The 24,847-nt window shown below is 63.7% G+C and carries 22 protein-coding genes; 13 read left to right on the forward strand and 9 right to left on the reverse strand.

The features are described from left to right. Nucleotides 1–4 precede the first annotated feature (4 nt). From WG907_RS01720 to WG907_RS01730, 3 genes are read right to left on the reverse strand one after another with little or no spacing between them, the layout of a single operon-like run. Nucleotides 5–541 carry a (2Fe-2S)-binding protein gene (locus WG907_RS01720; RefSeq protein WP_340230840.1) on the reverse strand — a complete coding sequence of 179 codons (537 nt, stop codon included), beginning with the start codon at nucleotides 539–541 and terminating at the stop codon, nucleotides 5–7. Beyond that, nucleotides 538–1,020: a DUF2721 domain-containing protein gene (locus WG907_RS01725; protein WP_340230841.1), complete on the reverse strand. Its 483-nt coding sequence runs from the start codon at nucleotides 1,018–1,020 to the stop codon at nucleotides 538–540. The genes WG907_RS01720 and WG907_RS01725 overlap by 4 nt, the downstream gene beginning before the upstream one ends. A gap of 51 nt (nucleotides 1,021–1,071) precedes the next feature. Further along, a complete protein-coding gene (locus WG907_RS01730; protein ID WP_340230842.1) occupies nucleotides 1,072–2,280 on the reverse strand; it encodes an LL-diaminopimelate aminotransferase in 1,209 nt (402 codons plus the stop codon). Nucleotides 2,281–2,415: 135 nt separating this feature from the next. Between WG907_RS01730 and WG907_RS01735 the strand changes: the two genes are divergently transcribed. The 7 genes from WG907_RS01735 (at nucleotide 2,416) to WG907_RS01765 (ending at nucleotide 11,056) form a co-directional block, all read left to right on the forward strand. Then, complete coding sequence (locus WG907_RS01735; RefSeq protein WP_340230843.1) at nucleotides 2,416–4,161, forward strand: PHA/PHB synthase family protein; 1,746 nt, start codon at nucleotides 2,416–2,418, stop codon at nucleotides 4,159–4,161. A gap of 152 nt (nucleotides 4,162–4,313) precedes the next feature. Beyond that, nucleotides 4,314–5,126, forward strand: a complete 813-nt coding sequence (locus WG907_RS01740; RefSeq protein ID WP_340230844.1) for a phasin family protein — start codon at nucleotides 4,314–4,316, stop codon at nucleotides 5,124–5,126. 135 nt (nucleotides 5,127–5,261) lie between these two features. Beyond that, nucleotides 5,262–5,639 (forward strand): ATP-dependent Clp protease adapter ClpS, encoded by a 378-nt coding sequence (gene clpS, locus WG907_RS01745; RefSeq protein ID WP_340230845.1) that lies wholly within the window; start codon nucleotides 5,262–5,264, stop codon nucleotides 5,637–5,639. Between the two features lie 111 nt (nucleotides 5,640–5,750). Beyond that, entirely contained in the window at nucleotides 5,751–7,250 is a 1,500-nt protein-coding gene (locus WG907_RS01750; RefSeq protein ID WP_445326750.1) for a glycerol-3-phosphate dehydrogenase, read from the forward strand. After that, nucleotides 7,247–8,722 (forward strand): glycerol kinase, encoded by a 1,476-nt coding sequence (locus WG907_RS01755; protein WP_340230848.1) that lies wholly within the window; start codon nucleotides 7,247–7,249, stop codon nucleotides 8,720–8,722. The genes WG907_RS01750 and WG907_RS01755 overlap by 4 nt, the downstream gene beginning before the upstream one ends. A gap of 98 nt (nucleotides 8,723–8,820) precedes the next feature. Beyond that, the gene (locus WG907_RS01760; RefSeq protein ID WP_340230849.1) at nucleotides 8,821–10,608 is read left to right on the forward strand and encodes a sensor domain-containing diguanylate cyclase; all 1,788 of its coding nucleotides are present in this window, start codon (nucleotides 8,821–8,823) and stop codon (nucleotides 10,606–10,608) included. 70 nt (nucleotides 10,609–10,678) lie between these two features. Continuing rightward, nucleotides 10,679–11,056 carry a MerC domain-containing protein gene (locus WG907_RS01765; protein ID WP_340230850.1) on the forward strand — a complete coding sequence of 126 codons (378 nt, stop codon included), beginning with the start codon at nucleotides 10,679–10,681 and terminating at the stop codon, nucleotides 11,054–11,056. 57 nt (nucleotides 11,057–11,113) lie between these two features. On the opposite strand, the gene glpX is transcribed toward WG907_RS01765, so the two are convergent. From glpX to WG907_RS01780, 3 genes are all read right to left on the reverse strand, one after another. Beyond that, the gene (gene glpX, locus WG907_RS01770; protein WP_340231792.1) at nucleotides 11,114–12,097 is read right to left on the reverse strand and encodes a class II fructose-bisphosphatase; all 984 of its coding nucleotides are present in this window, start codon (nucleotides 12,095–12,097) and stop codon (nucleotides 11,114–11,116) included. 156 nt (nucleotides 12,098–12,253) lie between these two features. Continuing rightward, nucleotides 12,254–13,558 (reverse strand): homoserine dehydrogenase, encoded by a 1,305-nt coding sequence (locus WG907_RS01775; RefSeq protein ID WP_340230852.1) that lies wholly within the window; start codon nucleotides 13,556–13,558, stop codon nucleotides 12,254–12,256. A 99-nt stretch (nucleotides 13,559–13,657) separates the two neighbouring features. Then, nucleotides 13,658–14,464, reverse strand: a complete 807-nt coding sequence (locus WG907_RS01780; RefSeq protein WP_445326751.1) for a hypothetical protein — start codon at nucleotides 14,462–14,464, stop codon at nucleotides 13,658–13,660. 327 nt (nucleotides 14,465–14,791) lie between these two features. Here WG907_RS01780 and WG907_RS01785 point away from each other — a divergent pair, with 327 nt between their 5' ends. From WG907_RS01785 to WG907_RS01805, 5 genes are all read left to right on the forward strand, one after another. Next, complete coding sequence (locus WG907_RS01785) at nucleotides 14,792–15,445, forward strand: energy transducer TonB (RefSeq protein ID WP_340230854.1); 654 nt, start codon at nucleotides 14,792–14,794, stop codon at nucleotides 15,443–15,445. 70 nt (nucleotides 15,446–15,515) lie between these two features. Continuing rightward, nucleotides 15,516–16,271: a MotA/TolQ/ExbB proton channel family protein gene (locus tag WG907_RS01790; protein ID WP_340230855.1), complete on the forward strand. Its 756-nt coding sequence runs from the start codon at nucleotides 15,516–15,518 to the stop codon at nucleotides 16,269–16,271. A 112-nt stretch (nucleotides 16,272–16,383) separates the two neighbouring features. After that, nucleotides 16,384–16,872 (forward strand): ExbD/TolR family protein, encoded by a 489-nt coding sequence (locus tag WG907_RS01795; RefSeq protein ID WP_340230856.1) that lies wholly within the window; start codon nucleotides 16,384–16,386, stop codon nucleotides 16,870–16,872. 24 nt (nucleotides 16,873–16,896) lie between these two features. After that, the gene (locus WG907_RS01800) at nucleotides 16,897–17,319 is read left to right on the forward strand and encodes an ExbD/TolR family protein (protein ID WP_340230857.1); all 423 of its coding nucleotides are present in this window, start codon (nucleotides 16,897–16,899) and stop codon (nucleotides 17,317–17,319) included. Nucleotides 17,320–17,511: 192 nt separating this feature from the next. After that, complete coding sequence (locus tag WG907_RS01805) at nucleotides 17,512–17,847, forward strand: PilZ domain-containing protein (protein ID WP_340230858.1); 336 nt, start codon at nucleotides 17,512–17,514, stop codon at nucleotides 17,845–17,847. Nucleotides 17,848–19,771: 1,924 nt separating this feature from the next. Here the strand turns inward: WG907_RS01805 and WG907_RS01810 are convergent. Beyond that, nucleotides 19,772–21,559 (reverse strand): ABC transporter transmembrane domain-containing protein, encoded by a 1,788-nt coding sequence (locus WG907_RS01810; protein ID WP_340230859.1) that lies wholly within the window; start codon nucleotides 21,557–21,559, stop codon nucleotides 19,772–19,774. Nucleotides 21,560–21,667: 108 nt separating this feature from the next. Here WG907_RS01810 and dgcA point away from each other — a divergent pair, with 108 nt between their 5' ends. Further along, on the forward strand, nucleotides 21,668–22,666 hold the full coding sequence (gene dgcA / locus WG907_RS01815; RefSeq protein WP_340230860.1) for an N-acetyl-D-Glu racemase DgcA: 999 nt from the start codon (nucleotides 21,668–21,670) through the stop codon (nucleotides 22,664–22,666). Nucleotides 22,667–22,676: 10 nt separating this feature from the next. On the opposite strand, the gene WG907_RS01820 is transcribed toward dgcA, so the two are convergent. Together WG907_RS01820 and WG907_RS01825 are read right to left on the reverse strand one after the other, a co-directional pair. Continuing rightward, the gene (locus tag WG907_RS01820) at nucleotides 22,677–23,798 is read right to left on the reverse strand and encodes a mechanosensitive ion channel family protein (RefSeq protein ID WP_340230862.1); all 1,122 of its coding nucleotides are present in this window, start codon (nucleotides 23,796–23,798) and stop codon (nucleotides 22,677–22,679) included. A gap of 19 nt (nucleotides 23,799–23,817) precedes the next feature. Then, on the reverse strand, nucleotides 23,818–24,816 hold the full coding sequence (locus tag WG907_RS01825) for a DNA topoisomerase IB (RefSeq protein ID WP_340230863.1): 999 nt from the start codon (nucleotides 24,814–24,816) through the stop codon (nucleotides 23,818–23,820). Between the last annotated feature and the right edge of the window lie 31 nt (nucleotides 24,817–24,847).

Genomic DNA, 24,847 nt, shown 5'->3' on the forward strand with positions numbered 1-24,847 from the left:
GCTCCTACGGCTTGCGCAATGCCGGAACGTCGCGCCCGGCATCGTCGGGCGTGATGCCGGGAGGCGGCGCGCCGGTCACCTGCTCCTCGCCCCGCATGATCCGCCCGGCTCGCTGGATCGCACCGCGCAAGCGGGGATAGATTCCGCAGCGGCAGATATTGGTGATCGCGGCATCGATATCCGCGTCGGTCGGATTGGCGTTCCGGCGTAGCAGGGCCGACGCGGCCATGATCATGCCGGGAATGCAATAGCCGCATTGCGAGACATTGTCGGCAATGAACGCCTGTTGCACAGGATGGCCGCGATCGGGCGAGAGCGCCTCGATCGTCGTGACGAACCGCCCTTCGGTCTTGCCGATGCTGATCTGGCAGGAACGGATCGCCTCCCCATCGATGTCGACCGTGCAGGCACCGCAATCGCCGGTCCCGCAGCCATATTTCGTGCCGGTAAGGTTTGACGCGTCGCGCAGCGCCCACAGCAGCGGCGTGTCAGGGTCCATGCGATAATGGACGGGGCGGTCATTGACGGTGAACTTGGTCATGGCTGCGCGTCCGCCTCATCCTCGGCCTCGTGGTAAAGCACCTCGTTGCGGATGTGGATAGTGCGCGACGCGAGCCGGATCTCCTGAATGAAGGTGCCGAACGCGGCGGCCTGTAAGACCATGGCAAGGCTGAACAGGATCGCGATCGGCGTGCCCAGATGCGCGCCGAACAGATTGCCCGCGAACAGCAGTATAACGACGAGGCAGACCGCGCAGGCCGACGCCACCGACAGGAATATCGCGCTGTTGACGACGCTCATGCGCCGGTCGAGCATGCGGATCTCGCTGACCAGCCGGTCATGCTCCCGCCCGCGCGTGGACAATACCAGTGTTTCGACCTTGCGCGCCCGGTCGATCACACGCGCCAGCCGACCGGTGCAGACGTTAAGGAACGCGCCGATCCCGGTAAGCAGGAATACCGGCGCCAGCGCGAGCTGGATCGTCTGCGCGACCTGGGAAACCTGGGGCAGGGCGTTCATAGCGGCGTTCATCGTCCCATGGCCAACCGCATCGCGCCTCGCCCGAACTGCTCAGGCGGCGCCCTTGGCGGGCGTGTTGATGCCCATGGACTGGAGATATTTTTTCACGTTCCTCGCAGCCTGCCGCAATCTTTGCTCATTTTCGACCATGGCGATACGGACATAGCCTTCGCCATCCTCGCCATAGCCGACGCCCGGCGCCACCGCGACCTTGGCATGGGTGAGCAATTGCTTGGAAAATTCGAGGCTCCCCATGTCCTTGAGCGCGGGCGGCAAAGGCGCCCAGGCGAACATGGAAGCGCGCGGTGCTGGGATTTCCCAGCCCGCCCGGCCAAAGCTTTCGACCAGCACGTCGCGGCGCTTGTGATAGAGTTCGCGGTTCTTCTGCACGATATCCTGCGGCCCGTTGAGCGCAGCGCAGGCCGCTGCCTGAATGGGCGTGAACGCGCCATAATCGAGATAGGATTTCACCCGCGTCAGCGCAGAGATGAGCTGGCGGTTTCCCACCGCGAAGCCGATGCGCCAGCCAGCCATGGAATAGGTCTTGCTGAGCGAGGTGAACTCGACCGCCACATCCTTCGCGCCCGGCACCTGAAGGATCGAGGGCGTCGGGTTGCCGTCATAATAAAGTTCGGAATAGGCAAGATCGGACAGCACCCACACCTTGTTCTCCCGTGCCCAGGCGACCAGCCGTTCGTAAAAGGCCAGGTCGACGGTTTCGGCTGTGGGATTGCTCGGATAGCCGACCACCAGCACGCTCGGGCGGGGCACGGTGAAGGCCATCGCCCGGTCCAGCGCCTGCCAATAATGTTCGTCCGGCGTCGTCGGCACGGAGCGTATCGTCGCCCCGGCGATGATGAAGCCGAACATGTGGATCGGATAGCTGGGGTTGGGGGCCAGCACAACGTCGCCCGGCGCGGTGATGGCGGTCGCGAGGCTGGCGAGACCCTCCTTCGACCCCATCGTCACGACGACTTCGGTTTCGGGGTCGAGATCGACGCCAAAGCGGCGGCCATAATAATTCGCTTGCGCCTTGCGCAGCCCCGGAATCCCCTTGGACTGGGAATAGCCGTGCGCGTCGGGCTTGGACGCTACCTCGATCAGCTTGGCTATGACATGCGGGGGAGGCGGCAGATCGGGATTGCCCATGCCAAGATCGATAATGTCCTCGCCCGCCGCGCGCGCCGCGGCCCGCATGCCGTTGACTTCGGCGATGACATAGGGGGGCAGGCGTTTGATGCGATAGAATTCTTCGGACATTATAAGGCTTTCCTGAAGGCGCTCCGTGGAGGATAGTGGGGTGCGTGCTTTTGCGGCGACGCGTCCCGGCTATATACCGGGCGCGATGGCCGCGCCAGCGAAAGCGGTGCAGGGGACAAGGCCGGGGAGAGCGAAATGGCCACGAATACAACGCAGGCGACCGAACCGCATCTGCCGACGCTGGAGCAGATGCAGCAATGGACCGATGTCATCGGGCGCACCCAGCAACTCATGCTGGAGCAGGTAGCGGGCGCCTCGGGGCAGGCCCTGCCATTCGATCCAGAGGCGGTGGCCCGCATCCAGACCGGCTTCTTCGACGAGGGACTGGCGCTATGGCAGCGGTTCCTCGATTCGGGCGGACTGTTTCGCGACCAGCCCCAGCCGCCGCCGCCGGGGAGTCCCGCAGCGGCGCGGGACCGCCGCTTTGCCGACCCGGCCTGGACGGCCAACCCCTTTTATGACGTGATCCGGCAAAGCTATTTGCTGATGTCCGACTATCTGTTGCGCCTCGCCGATTCGGTGGACGGCGGCGATCCCAAACAGAAGGCCAAGCTGCGTTTTGCCACGACGGGGCTCATCGATGCGCTTTCACCAAGCAATTTCGCGTTAACCAACCCGCAAGTCATGGAGCGAACGATCCAGACGGGGGGCGAAAATCTGGTCAGGGGCCTAAAGCATATGATGGCCGACCTTGAGAAAGGTCAGCTGACCCACACCGACGGCAAGGCGTTCGAGCTTGGCCGCAACATTGCCGCGACGCCCGGCAAGGTCATCAAGGAAACGCCACTCTATCAGCTCATCCACTATGCGCCGACGACGCCCAGGGTGCTCACGACGCCGCTCGTCATTTTCCCGCCATGGATCAACCGCTTCTATATTCTCGATCTCAGCCCGGAAAAAAGCTTCGTCAAATGGGCGGTGGATCAGGGCATCAGCGTATTCCTGGTGTCGTGGAAGTCTGCCGATGAGTCGATGAAGGATCTGATGTGGGACGACTATATCCTGCGCGGCCAGGTCGATGCGATCGATTCGGTGCGCGAGCTTCTGGACGTGCCCAGCGTCCATACCATCGGCTATTGCGTGGGCGGCACCACGCTCGCCGCGACGCTGGCGCTGCTGGCGGCGCGGGGCGAGGCCGACAAAGTGGCGAGCGCGACCTTCTTTACCGCGCAGGTGGATTTCACCGAGGCCGGCGACCTCACCCTGTTCATCGACGACGAGCATATGGCGCTTCTCGATCAGTTGTCGGCCCGCGGCTATCTCGACGGGCGATATATGGCCGCGACCTTCAACCTGCTGCGCGGGCGTGACCTGATCTGGAGCTATGTCGTCAATAATTATTTGCTGGGGGAGGATTATCCGCCCTTCGACCTGCTGCACTGGAATGGCGACACCACCAACCTGCCGGCGCGCTGGCATCGCGATTATCTGAATCAGCTCTATCGCGACAATAAGCTCGTGGTGCCCGATGCGCTCAGCGTCGACGGCACGCCGATCGACCTTCACCGCATCCAGACGCCGGCCTATGTGCAGGCGGGTCGGGAGGATCATATCGCACCGCTCCCCAGCGTCTGGAAGCTAGTGGGGCAGCTTTCGGGGCCAGTGCGCTTCCTGCTCGCGGGTTCCGGCCATATTGCGGGCGTCATCAACCCGCCGGCTGCGGGGAAATATCAGTATTGGACCTGCGATTCGGCTCAACCTTCGCTCGACGCATTCATCGATAACGCCACGGAAACCAAGGGGAGCTGGTGGCCCGACTGGGCCGACTGGGTACGCGGGCTGGGGGATTCGACCGTGTCGGCCACGGGCGCACGCAAGCCCGGAAAGGGCAAGCTGAAAGCCCTGGAAGACGCGCCCGGCAGCTATGTGAAAAGCCGTTAGGAACAGACGTCAGGATATGTCCTGACTGGCATTGCGGCGTTCCGCCTTTTAACTGAGACGAACCGAATATCTCACTTTTGTTGCAGTGCACAATAATCCTTGCAAAGTTGCATGAATTAGCTTATTGTGCACTGCAACAAGAGGAGTTGGTTGTGGCCGTTACCCCGAAGACGACATCTGCAAAGCAGCCATTCAAGGCGAAAGGCCCGGCGACCACGCTGTCGGCCAGCGAAGCGCTGAAGGCCGCTGAATCGGCCATCGGTAGCGCGCCGGCCAAGGTCCTGCCCAAGAAAACGCCGGTGGCAAGCCCGGCGCCCGTATCAGCAAAGCCTGAGCCCGTAACGCCGGTTGCCGATATCGCCGCTGCTCCTGCGCCGCTCGCAGTGGCCGCCTCGACCACAGCGGTGGATGCCGCGCCTGTGCCGGAAACGCCCGTCCTTTCGACGGTCGAAGCCGCGCCCACTCCCTCCGACCCTTTGCCAATCATAGAAGGAACCACGATGATGAACGACGTGATGGAAACCAGCAAGAAGTTCGCCGAAGACGCCAAGGCGAAGCTTGAGACCGTTTATGCCGGTCTGAACGAAAAGGCCAAGGCCGGCGTCGAAAAGTCGACCAAGGCAATCGAAGAAATCAGCGATCTTGCCAAGGGCAATGTCGAAGCGCTGGTCGAATCCGGCAAGATCGCCGCCAAGGGCGTCGAGACGCTGGGCCAGGATGCCGTCGACTACAGCCGCAAGAGCTTTGAAAAGGCGACCGCCTCGTTCAAGAGCTATTCGACGGTCAAGACCCCGACGGAATTCTTCCAACTGCACAGCCAGTTGATTTCGAGCAGCTTCGACGACTTCACCAAGGAAGCGGCCAAGAACAGCGAAGCGTTCCTCAAGCTGGCTGGCGAAATCGCCCAGCCGCTGACCGCTCGCGTGAGCTTGGTCACCGACAAGGTCAAGTCGCTCGCCGCCTGAGCGCAGCGTCATAGACGATTGAAAGAAGCCCGCCTTCCGCAACAGGAAGGCGGGCTTCTTTTTGTCCGTTCGCGATCATTGCTATCATTCTCGCCCCTTGCCATGGGCCGGTAAATCGCCATATTCTCGTCCATCATGGACAGCATCGGCTCACTATCGGCACGTCCCGCAATGATGGCGGGCAAGGATCAGGATGATCAGGGCGAAGGCACCGGCGCGCCCGGCGTCGGTATCGCCACCCGCACCCGTACCCGCACCAAAAAGCCATCGCTTTACAAGGTGTTGATGCTGAACGACGATTATACGCCGATGGAATTCGTCGTCCATGTGCTCCAGTCCTTTTTCCGCATGAATATGGAGGAGGCGACGCGGGTGATGCTGCATGTTCATCAGCGCGGGGTCGGCGTGTGCGGAGTCTTCAGCTATGAAGTCGCGGAAACCAAGGTCAATCAGGTGATGGATTTCGCCCGGCAGAACCAGCATCCACTGCAATGCACGCTTGAAAAGGCCTGATTTGCTCAATCCCCCCATCTGATTTGCAAAGCCGGCCCGCACGTTGCGCACCGGCCCCTTATCTCCAAAATCAGTTCCCACGCCCGCGCGCAGTGGCTAGCATCGCCGGCAATGATGCAGTCCATGGAGCAGGAGCCCTATGACATCGCCGTGATCGGCGGCGGCGTGAACGGTTGCGGGATCGCGCGCGACGCCGCCGGGCGCGGGGCGTCGGTCTTGCTGTTCGAACGCGGCGACCTGGCGCAGGGCACCTCCTCGGCCTCGACCAAGCTGATCCACGGCGGATTGCGCTATCTTGAACATCGTGCTTTCGGGCTGGTGCGCGAGGCTCTGTCGGAACGGGAGCGGCTCTGGCGCATCGCACCGCACATCATCCATCCGATGCGCTTCGTCCTACCCTGGGTGCCGGGGCTACGTCCGCGCTGGCTGTTGCGCCTGGGACTGTTCCTCTACGATCATATCGGCGGCCGTCGCGCCTTGCCGCCCACAGAGGCGATCGACCTGAGGCACCATCGGGCGGGCGATCCGCTCGGTCCCGGATTTGGCCCCGCCTATATCTATTCCGACGGCTGGGTCGACGACGCCCGGCTCGTCATACTCAACGCCCGCGATGCCGCCGATCGTGGCGCGGACATCCGGACGCGAACGGAAGTGATCCGCCTTGAGCGCATCGATGGCCTGTGGTCGCTGGAGAGCCGGACGCCGGATGGCAGCGAAACCTGCTTTCGCGCCCGGTCGGTCGTCAACGCGACCGGGCCTTCGGTCCTTGCGTTACTCGACCGGGCGCACCAACCGTCCGATCGGCTCATGCGTCTGGTGCGCGGCTCCCATATCGTCGTGCCGCGCCTGTTCGACCATGATTTCGCCTATATGTTTCAGCTTCCCGATGGCCGCATCATCTTTGCCATACCCTATGAAAGCGATTTCACGCTGATCGGCACGACCGACCGTGATCATGACGGCGGCCTCGATCGGGTCGCCGCCAGCGCGGAAGAGATCGCCTATCTCTGCGACAGCGTCAGCCGTTTTTTCGCGCGCGCGATCGCGCCGGCGGATGTGCTATGGTCCTATGCGGGCGTGCGGCCGCTGATCGACGACGGGTCGGCAAGGCCCGAAGCCGCTACGCGCGGCTACACGCTCGAACTGGAGGGGGAGCCGCCCTTGCTCAATATCTTCGGCGGCAAGATCACGACCTATCGTCACCTCGCGGCTGAAGCGGTGGACTTGCTTCGGCAGCGCATGCCCGGCCTTGGCTCTAAGGACTGGACAGCCGACACGCCGCTTCCGGGCGGCGATTTTTCGATGACAGGCCTTCCTGCGCTGACAGCCGGGCTGGCGGCGGACTACCCGTTTCTGCAACGGTTTACGGTCGACCGGATCGCCCGCGCCTATGGCACGCGGGCGCGGATTTGGCTGGCGGACGCTTCCCACCCTGGGATGCTCGGCGAAGCGTTCGGCCATGGCCTGACCGAAGTCGAACTGCGCCATCTCATGACGCAGGAGTGGGCGCGGACGAGCGAGGATATTCTCTGGCGGCGCACCAAATTGGGGCTGCGCTTCAACCCGGTGCAGGTTGCGCGGCTCGATGCATGGCTGGAGGCGCAGTCTTGAGCGAGCCATATATCCTGGTGCTGGACGAAGGCACGACGTCGACCCGGGCCATGCTCTACGCATCGCAGGGTACGCGGATCGCGACAGCACAGGCGGAACTCACGCAATATTATCCACAGCCCGGCTGGGTGGAGCATGACGCCGCCGAAATCTGGGAGCGAACCTTGAAATGCGCGCGCCAGATGGTCGAGCGGGCAGGAGGCGCGTCCCGCATCGCCGCCATCGGCATAACCAACCAGCGCGAGACGATCGTCGCGTGGGACCGGAAGACCGGCGAGCCGCTGGCACGGGCGATCGTCTGGCAGGACCGCCGCACGGCCGATCGATGCGCGGATCTGCGCGAGGCGGGGCTAGAGCCGATGCTGCAAGAGGCGACGGGCCTTGTTATCGATCCCTATTTCTCCGCCACCAAGATCCGCTGGATGATCGATCATGTTCCTGCCGTCGGGGACGCCGGTGCTGGTCTGGCGCTCGGTACGGTCGAAAGCTGGCTGGTATGGAAACTGACCGGCGGCTGCCACGTCAGCGATGCCAGCAATGCCAGCCGGACCCAGTTGGTGCGGCTCGACGGCGACAGCTGGGATCAGGGTTTGTGTGACCTGTTCGGCGTGCCCCGTGCGGCTTTGCCCGAAATCGTCGACAATGCCGGGAGCTTCGGTTCGACTCTGCCCGATCTGTTCGGCGGTCCGATCTCGATCTGCGGTCTTGCCGGAGATCAGCAGGCCGCGATGATCGGCCAGAGCTGCCTCCACCCCGGAGAGGCAAAGGCCACGCTGGGGACCGGCGCGTTCATCCTCGCCAATATGGGACCGGTCATCCCCGTTTCGCGGCATCGGCTGCTCGGCACCTTACTCTATAGGATAGGAGATCGGCGCGCCTATGCGCTCGAAGGCTCGCTCTTTGCTGCGGGCAGCCTGATCCAGTGGCTGCGTGACGGGCTTGGCCTGATTGTGCAGGCGGCAGATAGCGAGGCGCTTGCCCGATCTGTTCCGGGCAATGGCGGTGTTTTCATGCTGCCCGCGCTGGCTGGCCTTGGCGCGCCGCACTGGCGACCGGACGCGACCGGCGTGATCGCGGGCCTGACCCAGGGATCGACGCGGGCCCATGTCGTGCGGGCCGCGCTCGAATCGATTTCCCATCAGGTCCATGACCTCGCGGGAGCCTTCGCGTCGGATGGCGCGCCATGGGACAGGCTGCGGATCGACGGCGGCATGAGCGCCAATGACTGGATCGCGCAGGATATGGCCGATATGCTCGACATTCCGGTCGAACGCCCTGCCGATGTCGAGACGACGGCGCTGGGCGCCGCGATGCTGGCTGCGGTCGGCGCCGGCCTGTTCGCGTCGCTGCACGAGGCAAGCGCGATGCGTCCGCCCGGTGCGCAGTTCATGCCCGCCATGCCGCGCGAGACCCGTCAGTATCGGCTGGGCGGCTGGCAAGCGATGCTTCGTCATATGACGCCGGCGTCCTGATCCAGTGGGCTCATGTCGGGGACGGCTGTCGTGGCTGCACCAGGATGGCCTGGATCGTGAGCATATTTTAACGATAGCGGCATAAGACATGGCCGACCATGCAACGGACCGCCCTTCATCATACCCCGACCTGGTGGGGCCCAGCGCTGACTGGCCTGTTTTATTTCCTTACCGCCGCCGGCGCGTTGAGCGTCTCCCGGTTCGAAGGGGGGCTCGCCTTCATCTGGGGCGCCAACGCCTTTCTGATGGCGCAACTCATGAACTCCCGCATGGCCTGCTGGCCGCGGATGATCCTAATTTGTGGCATCGCCAGCGCCGTCGCCACTGCGCTGTTCGGCATGGGTCCGCTCGCCGCGATCCCCCTCTCCATCATCAACATGGCCGAATCCCTCATCGTCGCCCTGATATGTCGTCGATTCGCGGGAAGGGGGAGCGGCGCGGCCTCGCTGCGACTGCTCGTCGTCTTCATCATCGCCTTGGGCGGCGTCGCCAATATCATGTGTGGGCTGGGCGCCGCTCTCGTCGCCTCCCATCTAACGACGGTGTCCTTCTCGGGTGCCTGGCTGCAATGGTATGCCGGCCATGTTCTGGGCGGGCTTACCTGCACGCCGATTCTGACGTTGCTACTGCAAGGCGAAGGCCGCCGATGGATCCGCGATACATCCGCGAAGACCAAGGTGGAAGCATTGGGCTGGCTCATCCTGTTTGCGCTGACGACATGGTGGGTCTTCTACAGGGCGCGTTACCCGCTGCTGTTCGCACCGGTGCTGCCGCTCGTCATCATCGCCTTCCGCATCGGCCATCTGGGCTCCGCCGCGTCGATTGTCGTCCTGGCGTTCATCGGCGGTGCGGCAACCATGGGGGGCGTCGGCCCGATCTCGCGGCTTCCCGGTCTTCCAGGCGAACATATTCAGTTTTTTCAGCTCTATCTGGCGTTCACCTTTCTGTTGTCGGTGCCTGTTTCGGCCGAACTTAATGGCCGTCGCCGGTTGTTTCAGATGCTGCGCGAAAGCGAGGAGCGGTTTCGAATCCTCGCCGAACATAGTGGCGATGTCGTTTTCAACCTCGGCGTGGACGGCGTCATCCAATATGCCTCGCCGTCAGTCACGGACCAGATCGGCATCAATCCGGCCAGCCTGATCGGCAGATCGGCACTCGACCTGATCAGCCCGGAAGATCGGGCAGCCGTGGTCGTCACGCACCGGCGGGCGCTGGCGCATGGCGACGATGTTCACAAGGTGGAATTTCGCTCCCTCGGATCGGGGCGTTACGACGGCAAATGGTGCGAGGTGGTGATGCGCGCGATCCTGGACGATTGCGGCGCGCCCGTCGGCGTCGTCGGCACGGTGCGTGATATTTCGCGTCACAAGGCTTTGCAGGAAGCGCTGCAACAGGTGGCCAACCGCGACGCACTCACCGGAGCGGACAGTCGCCGGGCGTTTCTGCAGCAGCTGGACGAAGAAATCCGGGCGGCGAGCCGCGGCGCGCGATCTTGCCTGTTGCTCATCGATATCGATCATTTCAAGGCGATCAACGACCGCCATGGTCATGCAGCGGGGGACGAAGTGCTTCGCGCCTTCGTTGACAGGCTGCGGCCGGGCGTGCGCGGCAATGATCGGATCGGCCGGCTGGGCGGCGAGGAATTCGCGATCCTCCTGCGCAATGCCGATATCGATCGCGCGAGCCGCATTTGCGAGAGGTTGCGCCTGATGCTAGCGACCAACCCGGTGGAGATCGGCAATGGCCGGGTCGTGACCGTGACGTTCAGCGCGGGCCTCGTCGCACTGGAAGGCGCAGCGACGGGCGCGACCATGCTTGAGGCGGCTGACAAGGCGCTTTACCGCGCCAAGCATAGCGGCCGCAATTGCCTGCGCCTTGCTGCCTGAAAGGCGCTTTCTCACATCGGCTGAATGATATATTGTAACTTTACGCGCGGGGGCTTATGTAGCCGTCACGATGACGCTCAGCCTTCGCCATATATTCGCCCATGGTCGGATCGACCGAGTCGCAATGGCCGTGTCCGGCCTGTGCGTCGCGCATTGTTTCGCCACGGCTGTGCTGCTGGGTCTGCTGGCTTCGGCTGGCGGCATTTTCGAAAATCCGTTATTTCACGAGACCGGTCTGGTGTTGGCGATCCTGCTCGGCGCGGTAGCGCTCGGCCATGGTGCGGTCGCGCATGGCTTCATGATGCCCGCCGCGATCGGGGCGCTGGGTCTGGGCATCATGGCCGGCGCGCTCACTATGGATCATGGTTTTCAGGAAAGCGTCTATACCGTGCTCGGTGTCGCCATCCTGGCCCTCGGCCATGATCTCAATCACCGTGCTGGCCGCTGACGCTGGTTGAAGCAGCGAGCTTGCGCCGCCTCGGTTAAAATACGCTGCCAGCCAGCCTCAGCGCGGCTTGTGATCCAGTCGATGTTCGCCCTTCACCCAGCGCACGGTGCCGGTGCTTGCCCGCATGACCACGCTTTGCGTCGTCAACCGGCCACCCGGCAGGCGCTTGACCCCCGCCAGCAACGATCCGTCGGTCACCCCGGTGGCGGCGAAGATACAGTCCCCCTTCGCAAGATCCTTAAGGTCATAGATTTTGTCGAAATCGGTGATGCCCCATTTGCGGGCGCGCCCCTTTTCATCCTCGTTGCGAAACAGCAGGCGTCCCTTGAACTGCCCGCCGACACAGCGCAGCGCCGCGCAGGCGAGCACGCCTTCGGGCGCACCGCCAGATCCCATATACATATCGATCGTGGTTTGCGGATCGGTCGTCGCGATAACGCCCGCGACATCGCCATCCGGAATCAGCATGATGCCGCAGCCGATCGCGCGCAACTGGGCGATCAGCTTTTCGTGCCGGGGGCGGTCGAGCACGCACACGATGATGTCGGACGGTTCCACGCCCTTTGCGTCCGCAACCGCGGCGACATTGTCCGCGACCGATCGGTTGAGGTCGATGATGCCGTCGGGATAGCCCGGTCCCACGGCGATCTTGTCCATATAGACATCCGGCGCGTTCAACAGCCCGCCTTCTTCGGCGATGGCCAGTACCGCCAGCGCATTGGGGCCCGCCTTGGCGGTGATCGTCGTCCCCTCCAGCGGATCGAGCGCGATGTCGATTCGCGGACCGGAGCCGATCGCGGCGCCCACTTTCTCGCCAATATAGAGCATCGGCGCTTCGTCGCGCTCGCCCTCGCCGATGACGACCGTGCCATCCATGTAGAGATCGTTGAAGGCGAGCCGCATAGCCTCGACCGCAGCGGCGTCCGCCGCCTTTTCATCGCCCCGGCCGACGAGTTTGGACGCCGCGATCGCAGCCGCCTCGGTCACCCGCACCATTTCGAGAACCAGCACCCGATCGAGAACTGAATCGGCCTGTCCCATGTGCATTCCTCCGCCTTTTTTATATGGCAGGCGGATAGGATGTCATCCCGGCCTTGTCGAGCAAACTCCTCGGCACAGGGCCGCTTAGGCACGGGGTGGCCGCCAACATGAAAACGCGGGTCTGGCCGAACGTGCGCTGACCGGCGACCGGCCCGGCTAATCGAGAATATGCATCACGATCGGGGTCTGGAGGAGGCTATCCGATCCCGCCAGCCGTTCCAGCGTATCCCGTACGCAGCGCTCTTCGCCGGCATGGGTGACGATGGCGACCAGCACGCCATCGGCCTGATTCGCGCCGCGCTGGATCATGCTTTCGATCGAAACGCCCGCATCGCGAGTGGCGGCGGCGATTTCTGCCAGCACGCCCGGCCGGTCCTGCACCTTGAAGCGCATATAGGCGCGGCCGGTGCGGCGGCCCGCATCGGCTGGCGGCTGGGGCAACAGCGCGGCGACGGGCATGGCGAAGGCGTCGCCATATTCGTCGCGAGCGACGTCGATCAGGTCGGCAACGACGGCCGAGGCAGTCGGGCCGTCGCCAGCACCACGCCCCTGGAAGAACAGGCGGCCGACGAAATTGCCTTCCGCCACGACCGCGTTCAGCGATCCGTCAACATGGGCGAGCGGATGGTCGGTCGGCACCAGCATCGGATGCACGCGCTGGAACAGTCCGTCCGGCCCATTATCGGCCATCCCGACCAGGCGGATGCGAAAACCCAGCGCCGCCGCTTCGGCGATGTCAGCGGCGATCACATGGCGGATACCGGTGGTCGCGACGTGGGGAAAGTCGATTTCCGTGCCGAAGGCGAGGGAGGCAAGGATCGACAGCTTGTGCGCGGCGTCCACGCCATCGATATCGAAGCCGGGATCGGCTTCGGCATAGCCCAGCTCCTGCGCTTCCTTCAGCACCTCGTCAAAGCCCCGGCCTTCTTTCTCCATCGTCGTCAGGATATAGTTGCAGGTGCCGTTGAGGATGCCATAGACGCGGGCGATCTCGTTCGCCGCCGCGCCTTCACGCATCCCCTTGATGACCGGGATGCCACCGGCGACTGCCGCTTCAAATTTGAGCGCGATGCCGGCCTTTTCCGCCAGCGTCGCCAGATCAAGCCCGTGATGCGCGAGCATCGCCTTGTTGGCGGTGACGAACGGCTTGCCCGCGCTCAGGCACTGGCGCGCAAGCGTCAGCGCCGGGCCGTCCGCGCCGCCGATCAGCTCGACGATGACGTCGATATCGTCGCGCGCAGCCAGCGTCGTCATGTCGTCGACCCATTCGAACGGCGAAAGGTCGACGCCGCGATCCTTGTTGCGATCACGCGCCGATATGGCGACGATCTGGATCGGGCAGCCCGCCCGCCGCGCGATCAGGTCGCCATTGGTCTGGAGCAGCCGAATCACGCCGCCGCCGACTGTCCCCAGGCCGACGAGCGCGACGCGCAGCGGTGCGTGACGGTGCAGATTGGTCATGGCGTGCCGGATCCCTGGGCTTGGGCTGGATGGAAGCCGCGCTGATAGCCGCCGTCGCGCCGCTGTCCAAGGAAAAGCGGCGCCGTGCCGCCGTGAAGGTCAGCTTGCCGGTCTGGTCCTATCGCAACGGCCCAGTGCCGCGATCACCAATTCATAATCCGCCCGCGCCGCTTCCGCATCGGGCGCCGCCAGTGTCCGCACCGACCGGGGAGGCAAGCTAGGGGGCAGGCCACAGGCGAGGCGATACCATAGCAGGCTGCCGCGTTCGGGCGGGCGCGCCGCTTCGTCCACGATCTCGCCCAGCGCCAGGGCCCAGCGCGGCTCAAGCCCCGGTCGCCGGATGATCGAAAGCGAGACGGGCTCACCATTCTCGGTGCGCAGGAAAATCTGTGTCTCGCCTTCCCCCGCCACGGTGCCCGCGACATGGAACGCGTCGCCGAGGCCGAGTATGCGGGGCGGCGCGCCAGGGGCGACGAGATCGGAGAGAATCGCTTTCACCCGGCTGATTTCGGCAGGCGTCGCCGCCAATTGCGCGTCGCGTGCAGTCAGCTGGATCTCGCCGGGCCGGGCGCCGGCACGGGCAAACAGGATCACCGTCGTTTTTTTGAGCTTGGGCGGCTTGCCGCGCGCGTCGAGCGGGACGTCATAAAGATAGCTAACCGTCGGACTGATGCCGCCGTCGCCGCGAATCAGTCCCGTAACCTGCGCTTCAATATAATAGCGGCGGGTGCCCGGAACCACATTTGTGGCCGGCGCGGGCGGCAATGCTATCATATTGAGGACGCGAGCCTGAAGAACCAGCGGCGCGGTATCGGCAAGGTCGACTATGTCCGCGTAACTCAGCCGCGACGGTTGCAAAGCGCTGTTCTGCGCCCTTTCAACGGCAGTCGCCGATCCAGCCGACATTAGGAAAACCGCAGGATTTAGGGCTGAAATGAGGCAGAGCCCCCGACCAGCTTTTAATATGATGGTGGATTTCATTTTCACTTTCGTCCTAAGATCGCGAGCCGTGGCGCGGATGTCACAGGCAAGTCATTCATGTATGAAATGGTAACCGCAAATGGGTTCTTCGATAAAGCGTTTGCGTGCCACGATGTGCCGCGATAGGAGTTCGTTCGGGATGAAACTGACGGATAGTGGCCGAAGCTGGTCGGGTGCACCCCGGACGGCTTTGGTCGTTTTTGGCTGATTTGTACAACAACAGATAGATGAGTTAAGGAGTGTCGTTGCCGAATGGCCTATGCTGACCACTCGCAAGGATCGAGTCGCACCGTCTCGATCGTCATCGTCGCCCTCATTCACGCTGTTCTGGGCTATGCCTTCGTGACCGGCCTTGGCATGAAATATGTCAAAAAGGCGGCGGAACAGCTGAACGTGATCGACGTCAAGGAAGAGCCCCCGCCACCAGACGAGGAGCCGCCGCCGCCGCCGCCAGACCAGCCGGTCGAGCCGCCGCCGGTCGTGTCTCCGCCCCCGATCGTGCAGACGCCTGTGCAGGCGCCGCAGATCCAATCTGTGCCCAAGCCTCCGCCGGTATTCCTGCCGACGCCGGCTCCCGCGCCGCCTCCGCCTCCGCCTCCTCCTGCGGCGCCTGCGAGCCGCGCGGCTCCAAGGGGTGCCCCGGGGAGCTGGGTGAGCGACGCGGACTATCCAAGTCGCGCCCAGCGTGAAGAGCGTGCGGGTACGGCCGGGTTTCGATTGGAAATCGGTCCCGATGGCCGAGTCACGAGTTGCACGATCACATCGTCTACGGGTCATGCCGACCTCGACGAAGCGACATGTCGTCTGCTGCCCAAGCGTGCCCGCTTCAAGCCGGCTACCGCTGTCGGGGGTGCTCCCATGTCCGACACGTACAATGGCCGCATCACGTGGCGATTGCCGGAATAATATTGACGGGAAGGCCGGCGCTCCGCGCGGCCTTCCCCTTTTGTTGACCTATTAGAGGGAAGTCTTGCACATGTTGATGTATCTCGCAGCCGCCGCCGCCCCGAAGGCGGCTAACCCGTACGGCCTCAAGGAGGCGCTCGAACAGGGTGGCCTCATCGCGCAGACCGTTTTCGGCATTCTCGTGATCATGTCGATCGGCACTTTCTACATTTTGTTCACCAAGCTGATCGAACAGCAGAAGGTAATCAATCAGGGCAAGAAGGTGCGCGCCACTTTCTGGCGTTCGGCTTCGCTTAAGGAAGCGGCCGCCAAGCTCGAAAAGAATTCGGCCTACAAGCAGATCGTCGACGACGGCATCAAGGCGCAGGAAGAGCATGGCAAGCTGACCGACCCGGTCGAGGCACATGACTGGCTGCACGGTTCGCTGGCCCGTTCGGAAGCGTCGATCAACTCCAACCTGGGTGGCGGTCTCGCCTTCCTTGCGACGGTGGGTTCGACGTCGCCGTTCATCGGTCTGTTCGGTACGGTTATCGGCATCTATCGCGCGCTCATCAAGATCGGCGCGGCAGGGCAGGCATCGATCGACGCGGTCGCCGGCCCCGTCGGCGAAGCGCTAATCATGACCGCGCTGGGTCTGGCCGTGGCCGTTCCTGCGGTGCTTGCCTATAACTTCCTGCAGCGCCGCAACAAGTCGATCGCCGAACAGCTTAACGGCTTCACGGTCGATCTGCTGGCGTTCCTGGTGTCGAATGGCGCGGTGCGGCCTTCGGTTGCCGCTGCGCCTGCAGTGGCCGCCAAGCCGGCTGCCGCTCCGACCAAAGCCTGATTGTGCAGACGCCGGTGAGACGGCGGACGGACGGTTGCGACCGTCCGCTGTCTCCCCGGCCGTGGGCCTCGCGACATGGGGCGCCATCGATACGGATGTTAGGATTTTATAAATGGCAATGAGTGTTGGCTCCGACGGCGGTGACGACAAGCCGATGTCCGACATCAACACGACGCCGCTCGTCGACGTCATGCTGGTGTTGCTCATCATCTTTCTCATCGCTGTTCCGGTCGTCGTCCAGACCGTTCAGCTCAAGCTTCCCAAGGTCGCATTCGAGCCGACTACGACGAAGCCGGAAAATGTCTCGCTTTCTATCACCTCAGCCGCCGATGGCAGCTGCGCGGTCTACTGGAACCTGACCAAGGTGAGTTCCAGCGAACTTCTCAACCGTGCGGTCGCGAAGCTCGAAGCGGACATCAAAAAGGCCGGCGGTGTAGCGAACCTGACGCCCGAGGATCTGCCCGAAGTGCATATCCGCGGCGACATCAACGTCCCTTATCGGTGCATCGGCGGCACCATCTATACGATGCAACGGGCCGGCTTCCCCAAGGTGGGCTTCATTTCCGAGCCCGAGCCGGGCACGAACACCCAGCGTCTGTAAGCGTTTTTCTAGGAGTATCGCCTCATGTCAATGAGCACCGGATCGGACGATGGCGAGCCGATGGTGGAAATGAACACGACGCCGTTGATCGACGTCATGCTCGTTCTCCTCATCATGTTCATCATCACCATCCCGATCCAGACCCACGCGGTTAAGATCGATCTGCCGCAAAACTCGCCGCCTACCGATAGCGTGATCGACCCGGTCAAGAATAAGGTCGCGATCGACACCGGCGGGATCATTACCTGGAACGGCGCGCCGATCGATCTACTGACCCTGCGCCAGTATCTGCAGCAGTCGCTGCGGTTGCCGGTGGAGCCGGAGTTGCAGTTCCAGCCAAATGCCCAGACCCGCTATGTAAAGGTCGACGAGGTTTTGGCTGAGATCAAGCGGGCTGGCGTGACCAAATTGGGTTTCGTCGGTAACGAGCAATATGGCAATTTCTAAGGTCTGACGGCTCAACGGCGGCGATGCAGACTTCCCGTCGTCACCAGTAGGGCCGCCAATCGCCGTGGAAATATCGAATCTGAAAGGGGCCGCCTTTGCGGCCCCTTTTTGAATCTGCCGTCGGGCATCCCGCTTTAACGCTTTTATTACGCTCCAGGCGCAGAAGGAGGAAATGGGGCAGGGCGATTAAGCATGACGGCGGAGCAACAAACGCAATTAGATCAACAGGGCCGGCTCGCCGAGCGCCGTCATCTGCTCGTCAGCGTCAAAGTGCGACGCCCCGGCGAACCCTGGTTTGTCAGTCGGGTTGCCGATATGTCGGTCACGGGCTTTCGGCTCCAAAGCTTCATGAAATTGATCGTCGGAAGCTATTTGTGGATCATGCTCCCCGGCTTCGAGGCTCGTCGGGCGCAGATCCTCTGGACGCGGGCGCATGAATCCGGATGCGCTTTCGAACATCCGTTGCATCCTGCGATCCTCGATCATGTGGTCAGGCTCAGTGAGGATCGACCAACGCAGGAATTATAAGCGTCCGATAAGCCGGGCGTCCCGATCTTCATCCCGGTGTCCAACGCGCCTGCCCAAATGCGTTACCATTGCATGACTGTGCAGCGTCGGCCCGCTTAGGCCGCGGGCCAGCCGATCGCGGCCGGCGCGCGCACCTGGCTGGCGGCTCGCGGCTCGTCGAACAGGCCGTCTGGCAGCGTTATAGAGCGTCATGGTGCGCTCGGGGGCGGCCGGTCAGTTCAGCAAAAGGCAAAGGGCCCGTATGCGTTTTGTGGTTGGTCGCCAGACGGGCGGTCCGCTTTGCCAGGGACAGGAAGCTTGAGGGCCAGCGAGACCAAGAAGGGCTTAACTTCGCATATTTCCCGCATAATTCGCCCATTTATTGCGCGGCGTTGATCCTATCGGAAAGTCCAGATGGCGTAAGCGGACGATGGGAATGAGCCGGTAGGCATCGCTTATCGCATGGCGGGTGGCTGTAGGACAGGGGGAGGTGAATTCAGGCACGCAGGTGGCGCGTGGTGACGTTGATGCCGTGGGAGGCCCATCGGGCGGCGGCGGCTCCGTGACAGACCGTAGGTGGCCTTTTCGGCGAGTGGGGTCATGCCGGGATGGGGGAACGGGTGTTTGCGGCGCTCGCCGCCGATCGGGAAGGCGTATCTGATGATCGCCAGCAGCATCGTTCGCGCGCACCAGCGGGCGGCGATGGGACAAGGGGCGTGTGATGAGACGATGGGGCGTTCCCCAAGCGGATTGACCGCCAAAATCCCATCCTCGCCGTAATGCGCGGTCGGCCGCTCCGCTTCCTGATCAGGTCGGACGGACGAGCGACGTCACCTAGGCACGAGCCCTGCCCGAAGGCCAGGCCGACGATGGCCGTGTTCGCCGATAAAGCCTGTGACAGCAACGCCTTATGCACGCTCATCCCGAGATGAAGGCTGCAGTCGTGATGCCGTCGAACCGCTCCCGCAACTTATCTTACCCCACGACGCCATCCTCTATAAACAGCGCGACCGTATCGAAACCGGCCCAACAGGCCCGTCGCCTGGGGACCCGTCATGACCGCGCAACCGCCCACTTCACAGGCTTGGTCCCAATGGCTCCCCTAACGGACGCGTTGAAGGTCGATCCGCCTGGGGTTCGCCGGCGAGGCGGGGTTCAGGGGTCCGAGAACGGCGCCTCGTAACCCTGGACCCCGGCCTGCGCCGGGGAGCAAAGACGATCGACCTGAGATCGTCGCAATCTGGAGCGATTTCCAGTCAGATGGGATCATCGGATGACCCGGAGCCGCAGGCCATCGCCATTAAATCGCTTAAAAACAGTAATTTAGCGCATTTTGCGCAACATGGAGCCGCTCGCATTGAGCGGAGGCGAAGCGCATTTACCCCGGATCAAGTCCGGGGTCAGTGGAAGGCTTCGCCGTCCCGTTCAGTGAAGTTTGTCCCGAGCGCCTGTTGCAAGCAGGCCTTCGAAGGGCTTAGCCCGAACGGATGAGAGACGATCCCGATTTGAGGCGCGATTCTCTCGAGCGTTGATCCGATAATAGGATCGCAATCCGTTCTGATGTGGCGGAGCCGAAATATGCTGCATATTGCAGCCAAGGCCCATGCATATGGCCGGCCCATAAACATATTAGAGTCCGATGAGATCGGGTTGAGCCGCTCGTCCCCCGCCTTTGCGGGGGGCAGGTTCCGGGCAACCATTTTCGACAAGCGCAATGGTATGCGGGAGCAACGGTTCCATTAAAGGCAGCAGGCTCCGGAATCCGATCTTCGCCTATGATCCTGATGGATTTGAAGGTCCTGAGCCCTATGAATCAATGAAGCGAACCTCAGATTCTGGTCATGGAGCCTGCTGGCCCTTCTGTTCGTCGCGGCCCCATGCCGGTGGCGACGATCCGTGCCCGGCAGCGCAGACGGGTGGCGAGCCGGAAGGATGCGCTGCTTGTTCAGCTTATCGGGGCGTCCTGAAACTGTAGCGCCGCGAGCCGGGAATAGAGGCCCTGTTCGGCGACCAGAGTGGCATGATTGCCCTGTTCCACGATCCGCCCTTCGTCCAGAACGATGATCCTGTCCGCCGCCCGCACCGTGGCCAGGCGGTGCGCGATGACGATCGTCGTGCGCCCCTTCATCAGCTGGTCGAGCGCATCCTTGACCAGCCGCTCCGATTCGGCGTCCAGCGCCGATGTCGCTTCGTCGAGCAGCAGGATCGGCGCATCGCGCAGCACGGCCCGCGCGATCGACACGCGCTGACGCTGGCCGCCCGAAAGGCGCGCGCCGCCCTCGCCCAACTGGCTGTCGAGCCCGTCCGGCAGGGCGCGCAGGAATGCCTCGGCATTGGCTGCGCGCGCCGCCGCCCAGATCTGGTCGTCGCTCGCATCCCATTTGCCGTAGCGCAGATTGTCCCGCGCGGAGGCGGCGAAGATCACGCTGTCCTGCGGCACCATCGCCATCAGGCTCCGCACCTCAGCGGGATCGGCATGGGTGAGCGGCACGCCATTGAGGCTGACGACGCCCGCCTGCGGATCGTAGAAGCGTTGGGCAAGCTGGATCAGCGTCGATTTCCCCGCGCCCGATGGCCCCACGACGGCGACGGTTTCACCCGGCATCACATCGAGCGTGATGCCGCGCAACGCGGCCTGGTCCGGCCGCGTGGGATAATGGAAGACGACATCGTCAAAGCACAGCCGGGCCGCGCGCCCCTCGCCCGGAATGCGAACGGGGTCTGTGGGCGGGCTGATCTGCGGCGCGCTCGTCATCAATTCATAGAGGCGGCTGGCCGCGCCGGCACCGCGCAACAGGTCGCCCCATGTTTCGGACAGTGAACCGAAAGCGCCCGCGACAAGGCCGCCGGTCAGCACGAAGGCGGCGATGCTGCCGCCCGACAAGCGCCCCGCCGCGACGTCGACCGCGCCCTGCCACATCACCGCCGTGATCGATCCGAACACCAGTGCGATCACGACCGCCGTCATGACCGATCGCAGCAGGATGCGCCGGCGTGCGGTCATGAAACCCCGGTCGACGGTGGCGTCGAAACGCGCGGCTTCCCGCGCCTCCTGACCGAAAGCCTGAACGATCTTCATCGCGCCCAGCACTTCGGCGGTGATGCTGCCGACGTCCGCCAGCCTGTCCTGACTGGCGCGCGACAAGGACCGCACCCGCCGCCCGAGCGCGACCATTGCGAGCACGATCACAGGGATGCCGAGCATCAGAAGTCCGGCCAGCTTCGGCGCGAGCGCGAACAGATAGATGAGGCCGCCGATCCCGGTAACCAGATTGCGCAGCGCGACCGAAACCGTCGATCCCACGACCTGGTCGATGATCGCGGTATCGGATGTCATGCGCGACGCGATTTCGGAGGGGCGATTTTCCTCGAAAAAGGCCGGCGCCTGCCGCAGCAGATTGGCCTGCGTCGCCGAGCGGATATCGGCGACGACCCGCTCGCCGAGCCAGGACACGAAGTAGAAGCGGAATGCGGTGGCGATCGCCAGCACCAGCACGATCAGGAACAGATATTGAAACCACCGATCGATATTGCCCCCGCCCGTAAAGCCGCGGTCGATGACCAGCTTGAACCCGCTCGGGATGGCGAGCGTCGCCGCCGATGAAATGGTCAGCGCGAGCAGCGCGCCCGCGATTCGTCCCGGATAACGGCGCGCGAAATGCCAAAGCATCGAAAGGCTGCCGATCGGCGCGCGCGCCGTTTCGGCTTTGGAAGAGTGTTCCGCTCTGGCCATGGCCGCGCGCTTAGCAGGCGGCCGGCCAAGCCTCAATCGGAATGAGGGGCTATGCGCGACGGGGGGTTTCCGCCTAGGCTCGCCATACCCTTATCCTTCGGAAGACCGATGATCCGCATCCTGTCCGCTACCGTCGAACGCTGGCCTGTCGCGGGGGCATTCGTGATCAGCCGGGGCGCGAAAACCCTTGTCGATGTCGTCGTCTGCACGGTCGGGGATGGCGTCCATATCGGCCGGGGCGAGGGCACGGCCATCTATTATGAGGGAGAGACGGCGGAGGGCTGCGCGGCGGCGATACGGGATTATGACGGTCCGCTGGAGCGTGACACGTTGTTGAAACACATGCCGCGCGGCGCGGCGCGTAACGCGCTCGACTGCGCGCTGTGGGATCTGGAGGCGCGGCAGGCGGGCATACCGGTATGGCAACTGGCCGGCCTTGACGAACCCCGGCCGCTCGCCACGGCGTTCACCATCAGCCTGGGCGAACCGGCACGGATGGAGGCGGATGCCCGCGCCGCCATCGCGCGGGGATTCGGCCTGCTCAAATGCAAGCTGACCGGAGAGGGCGACGCCGGGCGGGTCGCCGCCGTGCGCGCCGGCGCGCCTGACGCCCGCCTGATCGTCGACGCCAATGAAAGCTGGCATGACCGGGATATCGTCGCCGAGGCCCAGGCGCTGGCCGATCTGGGCGTCGAGATGGTCGAACAGCCCATCGTCCACGGTCGCGAGGAACGGCTGTCGGGCATCCGATCGCCGCTTCCGCTCTGCGCCGACGAAAGCTGCCACACGCGCGCCGACCTCGACCGGCTGGGGGATTTCGACGCGGTCAATATCAAGCTCGACAAGGCGGGGGGGCTGACGGAAGCGCTGGCGCTCGCCCGTGCGGCGCGGGAGCGGGGCTTTCGCGTCATGGTGGGCTGCATGCTGGGCACGTCGCTGAGCATCGCGCCGGCCGCGCTGGTGGCTCAGGGCGCCGACTGGATCGACCTCGACGGCGCGCTGCTGCTGGCGCGCGACCGGCCGGGGGGGCTGGCGCTGCGCGACGGGCTGCTCCAGCCGGGGACGCTTTGGGGGATGGGCACGCCTGCTCCAAGCGACGCCCTTTAGTCGTCGGGCTTCAGCCGTGCTCGGCGACAGGGTGCTCTGGATAGGGCATGATGGTTTTGCCGTCCGGCGCGGCGGTGAAGCTGGTCTGGGTCGGATAGGCGAATTCGATGCCTTCGGCATTGAACCGTTTCCAGATGGCGATGCCGATACGATGGCGCATGATGAAATAGTCATGATGGTCGGGATCGGGCACGTCGAAATTGAGCTGATAGTCGAGCGAACTCGCGCCGAACTGGACGATGCCCGCATTGACGAAGATCAGCCCCTCGGCCTCGACAATCTGCTTGAGCATGTCGGGGATGGCGTCCGCCTTGTCCTCGGGCGTCTGATAGATGATGCCGATCGCATAGGTCACCCGCCGCTGGGTCAGGGTCTGGAGGCTGGTGATTTCCTTTTGCAACAGTTGCGCGTTGGAAATGACCTTCTTTTCCCCGCTGGCGGCGCGCAGTCTGGTGCTTTTGAGGCCGATCCGCTCGACCCGAGCGGTCGTCTGGTCATAGGTGATCATCTCGCCGCGACGGAACGGCTTGTCGAAGATGATCGAAAGCGCCGCGAACAGATCGGAGAAAATGCCCTGCGCGGCGAGGCCGATGGCGATGCCGCCGATGCCGAGCCCCGCGACGAGGCCTGTGACGTTGACGCCCAGATTGTCGAGCAGGACGACGATGGCGATCGCGAAGAGCGCGACCGTCACCAGCACGCGAATCAACGACATGGCGTTCGCCAGCGTCTCGCCATGCCCGTCCTCGACCGTGCGCCGTTCGATGAGGCCCAGAATGATCTCCCTCAACCAGATCGCCACCTGGAAAACGGCCGCGATCGTGAAGAGGAATATGATCGTCTTGAGCAGCGCCGCCGGTGGATGGGCATAGCCGGCAACCAGCCGCGCCGCGACCATCACCATGAAGAAATGGGTCGTCCGCGCAAAGGTGCGCCCTGCCACCACGGCCAGGCCAAGCGAGTCGCCGGGTTTGCCGCGCAACCTTTTGCCGAACTGGCGTAAGGCGGCGAGCGCGATGTAGATGAGGATGCCCGCGCCCAGTGCGATGACGATCTGGAGCCAGTGGAGCGACAGCCAGTTCAGGGTCATCTGCCAGATCTGGTGCGGGTCCAGCGCGTCTTTCGTAGCCATTTAGGTCCTTCAAACATTGTCAGGCGGCCAGCGGCAGCGCCGTCTGCTCGTCGAGGAACGCGATCAGGCCGCGTTCGGCGCGCGACAGATAGCGCGTCTGGCGCGGCAAGCGAAGCCCTGCCCGCCATGTGTCCTGACCTTGCTGGCACAGGTCGATGAGGGCGGGGTGGATATAGCTTTTACGGCTGATCGCGGGGGTATTGCCCAGCGCCTCGGCGACCGGAGCGACCATGTCCTTGAGCGACACCTTGTCCGATGCCAGCGTCGCAAACGCGATGGTGGATGCACCCCAGGTGCGGAAATGCTTGGCGGTGAAGGGGCCACCCATGGCGTCCGCAATATAGGCGTTCACATCGCCGGAGGAGATCGGACGCGCTTGGCCGTCTTCGTCGAGATATTGGAACAGATGCTGCCCCGGCAGGTCCTGCACCGCGCGGACGAACTTCAGCAGTCTTTTGTCGGTCAAGGTCAGGTCATGCTGTTTGCCGGATTTCGCCCGGTAACGCAGCCGCAGCTTTTGCCCTTTCAGGTCGACATGGCGGGGGCGCAGCGTGGTCGCCCCGAAACTCTTGTTGGTGGCCGCATAATATTCATTGCCGACGCGGACCTTCGCGAGGTCGAGCAGGCGGACCACGGCGGCGATCGTGCGCGCCTTGCGCAGGCCACGGCTCGAAAGATCGGCTTCGATCCGCGCGCGCAGCTTTGGCAAGGCGCGCCCGAACGCGGCGCAGCTTGCATATTTTTCGTCGTCGCGGGCGGCACGGAAATCCAGATGATAGCGATATTGCTTGCGCCCGCGCGCGTCATAGCCGGTCGCCTGGATATGACCGTGGGGGGAGGGGCAGAACCAGCAATCGCCATAGGCAGGCGGCATGCCGATGGCGTTCAGCCGGTCGATCTCGTCGCGGTCGGTGATCCGCGCGCCGTCGCAATCATAATAGGCCCAGCCCCGTTTCAGCGCCTTGCGCCTGATGCCGGGGCTGCCGTCGTCGCAATGGAACAGGGTCGATAGGGTCATGGAGCCGCGCGCTTTCTCTCGTCCCCCTGAA

The sequence above is a fragment of the Sphingobium fluminis genome, assembly GCF_037723805.1.
GTDB lineage: Bacteria > Pseudomonadota > Alphaproteobacteria > Sphingomonadales > Sphingomonadaceae > Sphingobium.